The organism is Cupriavidus sp. NPDC089707, from assembly GCF_044748965.1.
In the GTDB taxonomy this organism is placed as follows: Bacteria; Pseudomonadota; Gammaproteobacteria; order Burkholderiales; family Burkholderiaceae; genus Cupriavidus.
This window is the reverse complement of the sequence record NZ_JBIVHB010000001.1, coordinates 107,503-120,460: the sequence shown is the minus strand read 5'-3', so window position 1 is coordinate 120,460 and position 12,958 is coordinate 107,503. Positions and strand designations below refer to the sequence as shown.

The 12,958-nt window shown below is 68.0% G+C and carries 14 protein-coding genes; 4 read left to right on the top strand and 10 right to left on the bottom strand.

Going from position 1 to position 12,958, the window contains the following annotated elements; genetic code table 11:
* Positions 1-4: 4 nt before the first annotated feature.
* Positions 5-502, bottom strand: a complete 498-nt coding sequence (locus tag ACIP1U_RS00600) for a GspH/FimT family pseudopilin (RefSeq protein ID WP_400310430.1) — start codon at positions 500-502, stop codon at positions 5-7.
* A 2-nt stretch (positions 503-504) separates the two neighbouring features.
* Entirely contained in the window at positions 505-1,023 is a 519-nt protein-coding gene (locus ACIP1U_RS00595) for a type IV pilin protein (protein ID WP_400310427.1), read from the bottom strand.
* A 307-nt stretch (positions 1,024-1,330) separates the two neighbouring features.
* Here ACIP1U_RS00595 and ACIP1U_RS00590 point away from each other — a divergent pair, with 307 nt between their 5' ends.
* Complete coding sequence (locus ACIP1U_RS00590; RefSeq protein ID WP_400310424.1) at positions 1,331-2,260, top strand: MurR/RpiR family transcriptional regulator; 930 nt, start codon at positions 1,331-1,333, stop codon at positions 2,258-2,260.
* A gap of 32 nt (positions 2,261-2,292) precedes the next feature.
* On the opposite strand, the gene ACIP1U_RS00585 is transcribed toward ACIP1U_RS00590, so the two are convergent.
* The 3 genes from ACIP1U_RS00585 to ACIP1U_RS00575 all read right to left on the bottom strand — a co-directional run bounded on the left by ACIP1U_RS00585 (position 2,293) and on the right by ACIP1U_RS00575 (position 4,565).
* Entirely contained in the window at positions 2,293-3,252 is a 960-nt protein-coding gene (locus ACIP1U_RS00585; protein WP_400310421.1) for a glutamate/aspartate ABC transporter substrate-binding protein, read from the bottom strand.
* A 331-nt stretch (positions 3,253-3,583) separates the two neighbouring features.
* Entirely contained in the window at positions 3,584-3,937 is a 354-nt protein-coding gene (locus tag ACIP1U_RS00580) for a hypothetical protein (RefSeq protein ID WP_400310418.1), read from the bottom strand.
* A 133-nt stretch (positions 3,938-4,070) separates the two neighbouring features.
* On the bottom strand, positions 4,071-4,565 hold the full coding sequence (locus tag ACIP1U_RS00575) for a two pore domain potassium channel family protein (protein ID WP_400310415.1): 495 nt from the start codon (positions 4,563-4,565) through the stop codon (positions 4,071-4,073).
* Between the two features lie 175 nt (positions 4,566-4,740).
* Between ACIP1U_RS00575 and ACIP1U_RS00570 the strand changes: the two genes are divergently transcribed.
* On the top strand, positions 4,741-4,989 hold the full coding sequence (locus ACIP1U_RS00570) for a hypothetical protein (RefSeq protein WP_400310413.1): 249 nt from the start codon (positions 4,741-4,743) through the stop codon (positions 4,987-4,989).
* Between the two features lie 93 nt (positions 4,990-5,082).
* Here the strand turns inward: ACIP1U_RS00570 and ACIP1U_RS00565 are convergent, their stop codons facing one another.
* Entirely contained in the window at positions 5,083-5,427 is a 345-nt protein-coding gene (locus ACIP1U_RS00565; protein WP_400310410.1) for an RcnB family protein, read from the bottom strand.
* Positions 5,428-5,809: 382 nt separating this feature from the next.
* On the opposite strand from ACIP1U_RS00565, the gene ACIP1U_RS00560 reads away from it, so the two are divergent.
* A complete protein-coding gene (locus ACIP1U_RS00560; protein ID WP_400310408.1) occupies positions 5,810-6,991 on the top strand; it encodes a diguanylate cyclase in 1,182 nt (393 codons plus the stop codon).
* Between the two features lie 137 nt (positions 6,992-7,128).
* Here ACIP1U_RS00560 and ACIP1U_RS00555 read toward each other — a convergent pair whose 3' ends face one another.
* The 4 genes from ACIP1U_RS00555 to ACIP1U_RS00540 all read right to left on the bottom strand — a co-directional run bounded on the left by ACIP1U_RS00555 (position 7,129) and on the right by ACIP1U_RS00540 (position 11,877).
* Entirely contained in the window at positions 7,129-8,619 is a 1,491-nt protein-coding gene (locus ACIP1U_RS00555) for an ATP-binding protein (RefSeq protein WP_400310406.1), read from the bottom strand.
* Positions 8,620-8,806: 187 nt separating this feature from the next.
* Entirely contained in the window at positions 8,807-9,451 is a 645-nt protein-coding gene (leuD, locus tag ACIP1U_RS00550; RefSeq protein ID WP_400310403.1) for a 3-isopropylmalate dehydratase small subunit, read from the bottom strand.
* Positions 9,444-10,874 (bottom strand): 3-isopropylmalate dehydratase large subunit, encoded by a 1,431-nt coding sequence (gene leuC, locus ACIP1U_RS00545; protein WP_400310400.1) that lies wholly within the window; start codon positions 10,872-10,874, stop codon positions 9,444-9,446. The genes leuD and leuC overlap by 8 nt, the downstream gene beginning before the upstream one ends.
* Positions 10,875-10,902: 28 nt before the next feature.
* A complete protein-coding gene (locus tag ACIP1U_RS00540) occupies positions 10,903-11,877 on the bottom strand; it encodes a tripartite tricarboxylate transporter substrate binding protein (RefSeq protein WP_400310397.1) in 975 nt (324 codons plus the stop codon).
* A gap of 102 nt (positions 11,878-11,979) precedes the next feature.
* Here ACIP1U_RS00540 and ACIP1U_RS00535 point away from each other — a divergent pair, with 102 nt between their 5' ends.
* The gene (locus ACIP1U_RS00535; RefSeq protein ID WP_400310394.1) at positions 11,980-12,897 is read left to right on the top strand and encodes a LysR family transcriptional regulator; all 918 of its coding nucleotides are present in this window, start codon (positions 11,980-11,982) and stop codon (positions 12,895-12,897) included.
* Positions 12,898-12,958: the final 61 nt, after the last annotated feature.

Sequence of the window (12,958 nt, the reverse complement as noted above, 5' to 3'; positions counted from 1 at the left end):
CTGGTCATGTACAGGCTCCCGTTTCGGAGGCGACGCGGCCGGTCTCGCTGACCTGCACGCACACGCGCAGCGCGGCCGTGGTGTCATTGGCGGGAGCCAGCTCGAAGCGCATCGCCGCGCCGGCAAGCCGGCCGTCGTTGCCGACCGACACCGCCCCGGCGGCGCTGGGGGTGATGGTGAGGTCGCCGTAGGGCCCGAAGGTGCGCACCGTTTGCGCGCCGGCGCTGACGGACCAGCCCGCGGTCCAGGCTGCGCCGGCGGGCGCAAGCGTCACGGTGGCATTGCGCTTGACCGCCTCGCTGCGCGCCAGCAGCAGCGCCGAGCTCAGGTCGAGCGAGGCGCTGCGCACGCGCTGCCCCGCCATCAGCGACGCAAACGAGGGCGCGGCGGCGAACGCCAGGATCGCCAGCACGGCCAGCGTGCACATCAGTTCGACCAGGGTGAAGCCACGCAGCGCCCCATGCTGCGGGTGCCGCTGGCGAATCCGGTAGGTGGATGTCATGGTCAGTTCCAGCAGTCGGTGCCGCCACCGGACGCCGACTTGGCGCCAGCGCTGGTCAGCGTCAGCGTGCCGCAGCCGGTGTCGGCGCTCAGCTGGCTGCCGGTGGGCGTGGCAACAATGCTGTAGCCCGGCGGCAGCGCGCCATTGGGGGTCACGGTGACGTTGTAGCGCGTGCTCTGGGCGGCCGGCACCGACATGCCGAGCGCGCCGAGGCTGGCGGCATAGGCGCGGTTGTCGACGAGAAACCGCTCCTGCGCGCCGGAGACTTCGAGCATGAACGACTCGATCGCGGCGCGGTGCGATCGCACCACATGGCGGCTGTAGTTGGGAATGGCGATGGCGGCCAGAATGGCGATGATCGCCACGGCGATCATTAGCTCGACCAGCGTGAAGCCGCGCGCGGGCGCGCCACGGCCCGGCATGGCGCCCGCCGTGTCTGTGCCTGATCCGATTTGACCCTTGACCCGAAACGGCGGCTTGACCGAGCCGCCGTGTCGCACTGCCGGGCTTCTATGTCCCATGCTCGCGCTCCGTACCAATTATGTTCCGGATGACCGATTTCCGGAGGTTATGGCGCGGAGTGTAAGTCACCGCCTTTTAAGTGGGTAAAGAAATTCTGATGACAGTGAGCCTGCGTTGCGGCAATCCCACAATCGGGGGCTTGTCTGAACCGCCGTGTACAGCTTTGACAGCACGCGGACGTTAACCGAGCTTTCTGCCCGTCAGCTATCGACGTGACGACTTTGGCACAGCGTCATACGAGGCACCGGCCGGCCCGCCTGAGCGCGGCTGTGCAACAATCGTTACAACCACGAATCCGGAGTGCCCATGCCGTCCGACAGCCCCACCCATCCGCCGCAACCTACCGAGGCCGATTCCACGCCGCCGCCCCAGGACCTCGACGCGCTGCTGGCCTTGCTCCGCGCCAGCTTCCCGACCCTGAGCACGCAGTTCCAGAGCGGCGCGCGCTATCTGCTCGACCACCCGCAGGACGTGCCGGTGCTGTCCATGCGCAAGATCGCCGCCAGCGCCGGCGTGCAGCCCGCCACGCTGGTCCGGCTGTCGCAGCACCTTGGCTTCGAAGGCTGGCAGGGCCTGCGCGAACTCTTTGTCGATGCGCTGCGCGGCGGCAGCCAGCCCTATGCGCGCCGCGCGCGCAAGGTGGTGCGCGAAAGCAGCGCCAGCCGCATGCTGGGCGAGATGCTCGACGCGCAGCACCACAATCTCGACCTGATCGCCGCCAACAACGACAAGACGCTGCAGCAGGCGGCGGAGTTGCTGTCGCACGCGCAGAACGTCCATGTGGCAGGGTTTCGCTCGTGCTTCCCGATCGCGTTCACCTTCCACTATGTCTACCGGCTGTTCCGCAGCTCAGTGCAGCTGATCCGCGCCGATGCCGGCACGCTGGAAATGGAGCTGCGCGGGCTGGCGCCCAGGGACGCCGTGGTGGTGGCCAGCTTTGCCCCGTATTCGCAGGAAAGCATCCGCGTGGCGGCGGCCGCGCGCGAGTGCGGCTGCAAGGTGATCGCGCTGACCGACAGCACCGTGGCGCCGATCGCCCTGGCGGCGGACTGCACGCTGCTGTTCTCGGTCGAGAGCCCGTCGTTCTTCCCGTCGATCACGGCCGGCGTGGCCGTGGTCGAGGCGCTGGTCGAACAACTGCTGGCGCGCAAGGGCAAGGGCGCGATCCGCGCGCTCGAGCAGGCCGAGGGCGAGTTGCACCGCACCGGCGCCTACGTGCCCGCCGGCCGCGGCTGATGGAGATGGCTGAGGGGGACGGCTGAAGGAAATTATTCGAAGGCCTCGTCGCTGGGGCTGGCGTAGGCCTTCTTCAGCGGCTCGCTCATCGGCAGCTCGAAATTGACCTGCTTGGGCGGCACCGGCGCGGCAAACCACTTGTTGTAGAGCTTGTTGATCTCGCCGCTGCGGATCAGCCCGCTGATGGCGCCGTCGACCACCTGCTTGAAGCCGGGATCGTCCTTGCGCAGCATGAACGCATAGGCCTCGAACGACTGCGGCGTGCCCACCACGGCCCACTCGGCGGGGTTGGGCGCCAGCGTGCGCGCGCCCGACAGCAGCACGTCGTCCATCATGAACGCCGCCACGCGGCCGGATTGCAGGATCAGGAACGACTCGCCATAGTCCTTGGCGCTCTGGATGGTGATGTTGGCGTGCTTCTCGTCGTTGAGCCGGCGCAGGATGCGCTCCGACGTGGTGCCGGCATTGGTCACGACCGCCTTGCCCGAGAGGTCGCCGAAGTCGCGCACCGGGCTGCCTTTCTTCACCAGCAACCGCGTGCCGGCGACGAAGAACGTGGTCGAGAACGCCACCTGCTGCTGGCGCGATTTCAGGTTGGTGGTGACGCCGCACTCCAGGTCGACGGTCCCGTTCTGCACCAGCGAGATCCGGTTCTGCGAGGTCACCGGCACCATGCGCACCTGCAGCGCCGGCACGCCGGTCTCGCGCTTGACCGCATCGATCACCCGGTCGCAGATGTCCTGCGAGAAGCCGATCACCTTCTGGTTGGCGTCGTAGTACGAGAACGGGATCGACGAGGTGCGATGGCCGATGGCGATCGAGCCTGACGACTTGATCTTGCCGAGGGTCGGGCTGGCGGCAACGTCGGCGGCATGCGCCGTGCCGGCCGCACCGCTGCAGAGCACCAGCGCCGCGGCGGCAGCCGCTGCGGCCGTGGACCGGCGCGGGGTCGATGAACCGTCGCACGGACGCGTGACTTCTGCTGCTTTCATACAGGCTCTCCTTGGATGCGTGGGTAGCTTGGTTGTCGGGGTGGCGGTCGGCGATGCGCCATCACATCGCCAATGCTAGGCAACCAGCAACAATTGTTCCATCATGGATAACCATGAAACATATGTATTTTTCACCGGCGTGGTGAAACGGCTATTGGCACAGTGGAAGGATGTGCGCGAACGCGGGGCATCGGCGCGCCAGGCTTGTGCGGCGCAGCAGAGGAACGAACAAAGGAGGCGGGGGAATCCGGCGCGGAACCGCGCCGGGAGGTGGGGGACGAAGAGGCGCGCGGACGCCGCGCCTGGCGCGGCCTTCCGCGGCGCAACCGGCTTAGCGGATGCACTTCTCCTGGTACGCCTGCTGCAGCGACTTGCGCGGCCGCTCGCGTTCCAGCTCGGGCACCTGCCGCCCTTGCGCGGTCTCGATGGTCGAGTCGGTGGTGCGGTACTCGCGCTTGGGCGCGGTGGCGATCTGGGCGGCGAGCTCACGGCATTCCGCCGACTCGATGCTGGCCGGCGTCGCGGCCGGATCGGGGCGGTAGGGCGTAGTGCCCTCCTGGACTGCCTCGTTGATGGCGGCGGCGGCGGCGGCCTGGCCGTCCTGCTTCTGCGCGTGGGCGCTGCAAGCCACGGCAAGGGTGGCAATTGCGGCTACGCGGATCAGGGTGAGCTGGCGGCTCGGCATGGTGGCTCCTCGGCAGATGTGCTGGTTGATTTGCTGAAGTCGCCAGCTTAAACGTTCGCGGCTCGTCTGGCACTAGCGGCATCTGCGGCACTTCCGGCATTTGTTGCCGGCGCCGGCCGCGGCGTGCGCTGCGCTAGCGCCCGCGGTGCTCGCCTTCCTCCTCGAGCTGCCAGTCGCGCCGCATCACCACATAGGTAAACGACGCGGACCAGCCGATCAGGATCAGGCCCACCAGCGGCTCGATGGTCGCGATCAGCCGGGTCGCGCCGACCGGGTAGAGGTCGCCCAGGCTCTGGGTGGTGAAGGTCTCCAGCGCAAAGTAGGCATAGACCAGCAGCGACGGCTGGCCGTGGCGGGTCGGCATGCCGGGCGCGGTCGATCCCGCCAGCCAGCCGAGGCCGAGCACGTTGTCGGCAAACCAGAAGCCGAACGCGAACACCATCGCTTCCAGGCAGTGGACCAGGATGATGCAGACGATCAGCACACCGATATTGACGCGCCCGCTCCAGCGCCGCGGATGCAGCGACGACAGCACGCGCAGGGCTTCGTAGTGAATGCCCACCACGGTCACGGTCAGCACCGCGGCGCACAGCAGGGCCAGCAAAAAATTCTCGGCAGAGTTTTCCATGCGCAACCGGCGTCCGGCTCCTGGCGGGCAAAAAAGGACGGCCTCCAACATAACATCGGAAGGCGCGTGGGAAAACCAGCAGTACTGGCACCGGCCGCCAGCCGGCAGCGGGCATGCCCGCCACGCGGGCCATGCACTATGCTGGAAATCCCACCATCCCCAAGCGGAGGCCGACGTGCGTAAATCCATCCCGATCCTAGCGGCGCTGGTGCTGTGCGGCGCCAGCGGCCTGGCACTCGCCCACAACTGCCCCAACGAGATCAAGACCATCGACGCCAAGCTCTCGACCAAGCCAGCGCTGTCGCCAGAAGATGCCGCCAAGGTGGCCAAGCTGCGTGCCGACGGCGCGACCTACCACAAGGCCGGCAAGCATGACGAAGCGATGAAGTCGCTGCTCGAGGCCAAGAAGATACTTGGCATCTGAAGCGGCGCACTGCACAAGAAAGAGCCGCCGCGTACCCCGCGCGGCGGCTTTGGCTTTGCTGCGGCCCAGGGTGGGCGCCCCCGCCGATGTGGGTCAGGAGCCCGACCCGACCTGCTGGATCACGCCATTGGGCGCCACCAGATAATACTCGGCGCCAACCCCTACCCAGCGCGTGCCCTTGCGCGGCGCCGGCAGGTTGTATTGCTTGTAATTGTCGATCACATACTGGCGGTCCCTGAACTCGGTCGGCAGGCGATCGCCCTTCTTCCATTGCTGCACCTGCATATACGGCGAGCTTTGCGGGGCTGGCGGCGGCGCTGACGCCGCGGGTTCCGTCATCGGCCGGGTGGTCGGGCCACTGCCTTGCGCCATGGCAAACGGCGCCGCCAGCACGCTTGCCGCCAGCAGCAGAACCGGCATCGCTTTCTTGGTATTCATCGTGATCTCCTTGCGTACGGAAAACCGAACTGCCGGAGGATCCGGACAGCATCTACCAGATTAGTCACAAAAGCGGGAAACCGTGGCAACCGTGGCCCGGCAGCCACGTCCCGTCACGTCCCGTCACGTCCCGAACGTTCACAATTGTTTGCCCGGAAGCAGCAGGCACCATGCGCCGCGTACCGCGGTGGTGGCTAGAATGAGACCTGACGGAAACACTCAGCAAGCCGCGGCAAGCGCCGCGCCTGCCCGGGCGCGCATGCGCCCCATAATGTTCCCTGGCCATGCTCCCTCAGGCCACGCGATGCCGCGACGCATGCGCGGCATCGCCGGGGGCTTGCAACCCACCCCTGCCAGAGAACAACAAGAACAGGGGACTCTCGTGTTGCAAGACGCTGGTCGATTCCTGGCACTGGTCAATCCCGCCATCGCCATCGCATTCTCGCTGTGCTTCGTGCTCGCCTGGCGCTATGAGCGCACCCGGCACTACCTGTTGCTGCCGGCTGCCGCGTACGGCATGTACGCGATCGCCATCACCCTGCAGATCGTCTGGCCACCGCGCCCCGGCGGCGGACAGGCCACGGTGACCGGCATGCTGTACCTGGGCAGCGGCGTGCTGTTGCTGCGCGGCATGCTGGGGCGCTTCGGTGCGCGGGTCGATACCTGCGCGCAGGTGGCATTGCCGCTCGCGCTGCTCGGCGCGATCGCGTGGTTCGACCTGGTGCAGCCGCGGCTGGTGGCGCGCATCTACATCCTGAACGTCGGCATCGCCATGATCCTGCTGCTGGGCATGCCGACACTGTCACGGCTGCGCACCGGGCGCCTGGCGGACCGCATGCTGTTCTGGGTTTACCTGCTGTTCGCTCTGCATTTCCTGCCGCGCACCGTACTGACCGTGGTGCCGGCCGCATCGCACGATCCAGCCACCTTTATCCAAACGGCCTACTGGCTGTGGCTGCAGGCCACGCTGGCGCTGCTGCTGATGGCGCTGGCCCTGGCGTTGCTGGCCGCAACGGTGCAGGACATCATCGTCGGCCTGCGGCACGAGCGCGACACCGACCCGCTGACGCTGCTGCATACCCGCCGCGGCCTGGCCGCGCTCGCCATGCAGCAGATCCCGCCGCCGCCCGGGCAGCCGCTCAGCCTGCTGGTGTGCGACCTCGACTTCTTCAAGTTCATCAACGACAACTACGGCCACAGCGCCGGCGACGCGGTGCTGGCGCAGTTCGGCCAGATCATCGCCGGCGGCATTCGCCGGCGCGATATCGCGGCGCGGCTGGGCGGCGAGGAGTTTGTCGTGCTGCTGCCCGATACCGCGCCCGACGCCGCGCTGCAACTGGCCGAGCGCCTGCGCCATACGCTCGAACACACGCCGATGACGGTACTGCCCGGCGTGCACCGCGTGACCGCAAGCTTCGGCGTGGCGACGCTGCGGCCCGGCGAAGACCTGGACACGCTGCTGATGCGTGCCGACCACGTGCTATACGCGGCCAAGAGCCGCGGCCGCAATTGCGTCGCCTGGGAGCGGGACGAAGCCCTGCAGGCGCTCGGCGCTCTAGCTTGAAGCACGGCTACAGGCAAATCACCTCGATACACCGGAGAAGCTGCGACAGTCGAGCTCGCCCATGCGGCCCCGACGCCGATGGCGATCGCCGCTGCGATCCATTGACGCTTCATTTTCATCCGCGATCGAGATCCGGATCATGGCGAGAAGCGCGAATTGCGCTGGCCAGGAAAGCAGGCATCCAGTATCAGACGGAGATCGCCGATGCTGTCCTGCGCCGCCTGCACCGCCCACGCAGCGCCAGCCTCCAGTTCGCGGCACAGCTCCGCCGCGTCGCGCGCGGCATCGATGTTCGCCAGCGCGCCGCGCATGCGATGCGCGTGCGTCTGTACCGCGCCCAGGTCGCCGCTGGTGGCAGCGGCAAGCAAGGCATCGAGGTCGGCATGCACGCGCTGCGACAGCAGCGCGGCGCTGGCATCGGCGTCGTCGCTGGCAAGCGGCGACGTCTGCGCGCCCTTTGGCGCCACCTCTTGCAAGCACACCGCCAGCGCTTGCAGCAGCACCGGCTTGACGAGGCAGCGGTCCATGCCAGCGGCGTGGCAGCGACCGGCTTCACCATCGCCCGCGTTGGCGGTCAGCGCGACGATGCGCACCCGGTTACCTGCCGCGCGCAGCCGGCGGCTGAGCGTGTAGCCATCCATGACCGGCATCTGCACATCGGTCAGCACGACGTCGAAGGTCCCTGATGTGCAGGCCGCCAGCCCCTGCGCGCCGTCGCTCGCCAGTTGCACCGAACAGCCAAGCCGCTCCAGCTGGCCACGCAGCAGTTCCCGGTTGTGCGGATGATCCTCCACGACCAGCACGCGCAGCCCGAGCTGCGGCAGCGTCGGCATCGCTGGCGCCGTATCGGCGCGGGCGGCGCCAGCAGGCGGCGGTCGTGATGCGGTGGCCTGCAACTGCAGCGCCACGGTAAAGCGGCTGCCCTCGCCCGATGTGCTCTCGACAGTGATGTCGCCGCCCATCAGCCTGGCCAGGTGCCTGCAGACGGCCAGCCCGAGCCCGGCGCCGCCGTGCCCGTCCGCGCGCGGTACATCGCCCTGCGTGAAGGGCTCGAACAGGTGCGGAAGCAGCGCGCCATCGATGCCCGGGCCGGTGTCGGCCACTTCCAGCATCAACCTGACCTGCTCCGCCAAGGGCTGCGGTTCCTGCCACATGCGCAGCGTGACGCGCCCTTGCGCGGTGAACTTGATCGCATTGCGCAACAGGTTGGCCAGCACTTGCCGCACGCGCAGCGGATCGCCCAGCAGCCACGGCACGCCCGGCCGCAGGTCGCAGTCCAGGGCCACACCCTTGCGCATGGCCAGCGGCTCCTGCGCGCGCGCCACGGCTTTGGCCAGCGCCACCGGGTCGAACGGCACCGCGTCCAGCCTGATCTGTCCGGCTTCGATGCGCGAGAAGTCGAGCAGGTCGTCGAGCATCTGCAGCAGCACGCGCGACGACGCGGTGATGGTCGCCACCTGCTGGCGCTGCGCCGCACCCAGCTCGGTCATCGACAGCAGTTCCAGCGTGCCGAGCATGCCATACAGCGGCGTGCGGATCTCGTGGCTCATCGCGGCCAGCAGGCGCGGGTTGGCGGGGCGGGCCGCGTCGGCCGGCGCGGGGCCCGCGCTGTCGTCGTTCGTCGTCATGGCATTGTCCGGAGCTGCATGCCTGCCTGAAGCTGGCGGAAATATGCCAAGCATAGCCACGCGGCGCCGCGGGCGCATGGAATTCGGTTTGCGCATGGCGGCAGGTGCTCAGATCCGCATACGAATGTGTCCGCATGACGTCACATGCGGATCTTGCCGCGCCGGGGATGGCGCGGCACCTGAAGACTCAGGTCGTGCCCAGCCGGTCGCGCGTGCGCCGGGCTACATCCTTCGCCCACGGGAACGCATCCCAGTAGCGGCGCGCAAACTGCTCGATCTCGTCGCGCTGCTTCAACGACAGGCCGATCATGTCGAGTCCCTCCAGGAACATGCGGCGATGCCGCGCCGACAGCTCGAACGGGAAGTCGCCTACCGGCGTGCGCACCTGCATGGCTTCGACTTCGATGCGAAGCTCATTAACGCTGTCGGCATCGACCGCGTCCATCAGCCGCTCGATCACCCCGCGCGGCAGCATCACCAGCAGCAGCCGGTTGTTCATCGCATTCGAGTAGAAGATCTCGCCGAAGCTGGGCGCGATCACTGCGCGGATGCCGAGCTGCTGCAGGCCCCATACGGCATGCTCGCGGCTGGAGCCGCAGCCGAAGTTGGCGCCGCCCACCAGGATGCTGGTGCCGGCGTACTCCGGCCGGTTCAGCACGAAATCAGGCCGTCGCGCGCCGGTGGCGTCGAAGCGGTGGTCATAGAGAATGCCTTCAGCCAGGCCCGACTTGTCGATGCCGCGCAGGAACTGCTTGGGAATGATCTGGTCGGTGTCGAGGTTTTCGAAACGGATCGCGGCGGCTTTGCCGGTGAGGCAGGAAAGTTCAGGCATGGGACAGCTCCAGCTTGCGGACGTCGGTGATCGCGCCGGTAATGGCCGCCGCGGCAGCCATGGCCGGACTCATCAGGTGGGTGATGGCACCCCGCCCCTGCCGGCCTTCGAAATTGCGGTTGGTGGTGGAGGCGCAGCGCACGCCGTCGGCGAGCACGTCGTCGTTCATGGCCAGGCACATCGAGCAGCCGGGCTGGCGCCATTCGAACCCCGCCGCGATGAGGATGCCAGCCAGCCCTTCGCGCTCGGCCTGTGCCTTCACCGCGCCCGATCCCGGCACGACCATCGCACGCACTCCCGCGGCGACGGTCTTGCCGCGCACCACGCCGGCGACCGCGCGCAGGTCTTCGATGCGGCCGTTGGTGCATGAGCCGATGAAGACGTGCTGGATCGGCGTGCCGGCCAGCATCGCGCCCGGCTGCAGGTGCGTGTAGGCCAGCGCGCGCTCGACCGAGCGCTGCTCCGCTTCGTCGATCTGGTCTTCCGGGAACGGAACCTGGCCCGATACCGGCAACACCTGGTCGGGGCTGGTGCCCCAGGTCACGTGCGGCTCGACCTGGCTGGCATCGAACACGTATTCCATGTCGAACCGCGCGCTGGCATCGCTGTGCAGCGTCTGCCAGTACTGCAGCGCGGCGTCGCGCCAGGCGCCACCGTCATCGCCACCAATATCCGGCGCGCGGCGCAGCACGTATTCGATGGCGGCCTCGTCCGGCGCGATCAGCGCGCCGCGCGCGGCGGCCTCGACCGTCATGTTGCACAGCGTGAAGCGGGCTTCGATGCTCAGGTCGCGGATGGCCGAGCCACAGTACTCGACTACGTAGCCACGCGCACCCTGCGCGCCGATCGCGCCGATGATGCGCAGGATCAGGTCCTTGGCGGTGGTGCCGAGCGGCAGCTTGCCGTCCACGCGGATACGCATGGTCTTTGCCATCCGATAGACCAGCGTCTGCGTGGCCAGCACGTGCTCGACCTCTGACGTGCCGATGCCGAAACCCAGCGCGCCGAGCGCACCGTACGTGGTGGTGTGGCTGTCGCCGCAGATCACCACCGTGCCCGGGCGGATCATGCCGTGCTCGGGCGCCACCACATGCTCGATGCCCTGCAGCGTGTCGTTGGTATCGAACAGCGGGATCGCGTGACGCTCGCAGTTGGCGTGCAGGTTGGTGGCCTGCAGCGCCGACGCCGGATCGGCGATCACGCGGATCGCGCCAGGGTGTGTGGGAATGATATGGCTGACCACGGCCACGTTCTGCCCCGGCACCAGCACGCCGCGCGCCTGCTCATGCAGGCCGGCGAAGGCCTGCGGGCTGGTGTATTCGTTCATCAGGTGCAGGTCGCAATACAACAGCACGTTGTCGTCGTCGATCCTGGCGACGGTATGGGAATCGACCAGCTTCTGGTACAGGGTGCGGGGTGTCATGGCACGAGCCTTGGAAACGGTATGACGGTCATTCCGCGGTGATGCCGCGCTGCCTGATCAGGTTGGCCCACACGGGCATTTCTTTCTCCAGCCGCTGCCGGGCGGCCGCGGGCGTGGTCGGCGTCGGCTCGAAGCCTTCCTTGAGCATCCGGTCTCGCGTGGCCGGCGTCGCGAGCGCGGCATTCAGCGCGGTGTTCAGCTTGTCGATGACCGACGTGGGCGTGCCCGTGGGCGCGAACACCATGAACCAGGTTTCGAAGTTGTAGCCCGGCAAACCGGCCTCCGCCGCCGTCGGCACGTTCGGCAGCTGGGCGGAGCGCTTCGAACCGGTCACGGCCAGCGCCTTGAGCTTGCCGCCCTGCACATGCTGCTGGGCCGCGGACACCACCGGGAAGCTCATGTCGACCTGGCCGGCAATGGTGTCGACCAGCGCCGGGCCACCGCCGCGATACGGCACGTGGACGATCGACACGTTGGCCACCGACTTGAACAGCTCCGCCGACATATGGAAGGTGCTGCCATTGCCGGCCGAGCCGTAGGTCAGCTTGCCCGGCTGGGCCTTCGCCGCGGCGATCAGCTCCGGCAGCGTCTTCGCCGGGATGTTGTTGTTGACCACCAGCACGTGCTGCGAGCTTGCGACCATGCCGATCGGCGCGAGATCCTTCAGCGTGTCATACGGCATGCGCGGGAACAGGCCGGGGTTGATGGCCAGCGACACCGTCTGCAACCCGACGGTGTAGCCATCGGCGGGCGCCTTGGCGACCGCGTCGACGCCGATGTTGCCGCCGGCGCCGGCGCGGTTCTCCACCACGATGGTGCCGCCGAGGCTCTTGGCCCAGGCATCGGCGACCAGGCGGGCGGCGATGTCGGCGCTGCCGCCGGGGGCATACGGCACGATCAGGCGGACCGGGCGCTGGGGATAGGACTGGGCGGCGGCGGTGCCAGCGGTGGCGGCGAAAGCCGCGGCACAGGCCAGCAAGGCAGTCAGGCGGACAAGTTTCACGGGCGTCTCCTGTGGGATGAATTGTTGTGGAAACGATCGTATCATTGCCCCGGAGATACATAATTCATACTCCGTTACTTCTTTAGTTCCTGTAATTCAGCAATGGACAACTTCTCCGACCTGGCCTTTTTCCAGTGCATCAACAAGCACGGCAGCCTGGCCGCGGCGGCGCAGGAGCTGGGCGTAACGCCGCCCGCGGTCAGCAAGCGGCTGGCCGCGCTGGAAGCGCGGCTGGGCGTGCGGCTGCTGCACCGGACCACGCGGCGCATCAGCCTGACGCCGGAGGGCGAAAGCTACCTGGTCGAAGGCGCGCGCATCCTGGCGGAAATGGAAGCGCTGGAACGCGCCATCGCCGGCAGCAGCAGCACGCCGCACGGCCTGCTGAAGATCGGCGCGACGCTGGGTTTCGGCCGCCGCCATATCGCGCCGGCGCTGTCGGCATTCGCGCGCGCGTTTCCCAGGATCGAGGTGCAGCTGCACCTGAGCGACCGGCCGCTCAACCTGGTCGAACAGGGCCTGGACGCGCTGATCCATTTCGGCGAACTGCCCGACGTGCGGCTCACCGCGCGGCTGCTCGCCAACAACCGCCGCCTGCTGTGCGCCGCGCCGTCCTACCTGCAGGCCGCCGGCGAGCCGGCGAATCCGCGCGAGCTGGCACGGCACAACTGCATCTTTATCCGCGAGGCCGACGAGACCTTTGGCACCTGGCACCTGCGCAACGGCGCGCACCAGGAAACGGTCAAGGTGCGTGGCACCATGAGCACCAACGACGGCGAATCGGCGCTGGCGTGGGCGCTCGACGGGCAAGGGCTGTTGGTGCGCTCCGAATGGGACGTGGCCGGGCACCTGCGCAGCGGCGCGCTGCGCCGCGTGCTGCCGCAGTGGCAGCTGGCGCCGGCGGACATCTACCTGGTGTTCCCGGCGCGCAACCACCGGCCCGACAAGGTGCGGGCGCTGGTGGATTTCATGCTGGAGCGGTTTGCCGGCCACCGCGCCCGCGGGCCGGGAGGCGCGTGGTAGCGCGTGGTAGCGCGACTACCGGCTGAAAGCACCGCTGCGCCCCCGCTCAGCAGGGACCCCG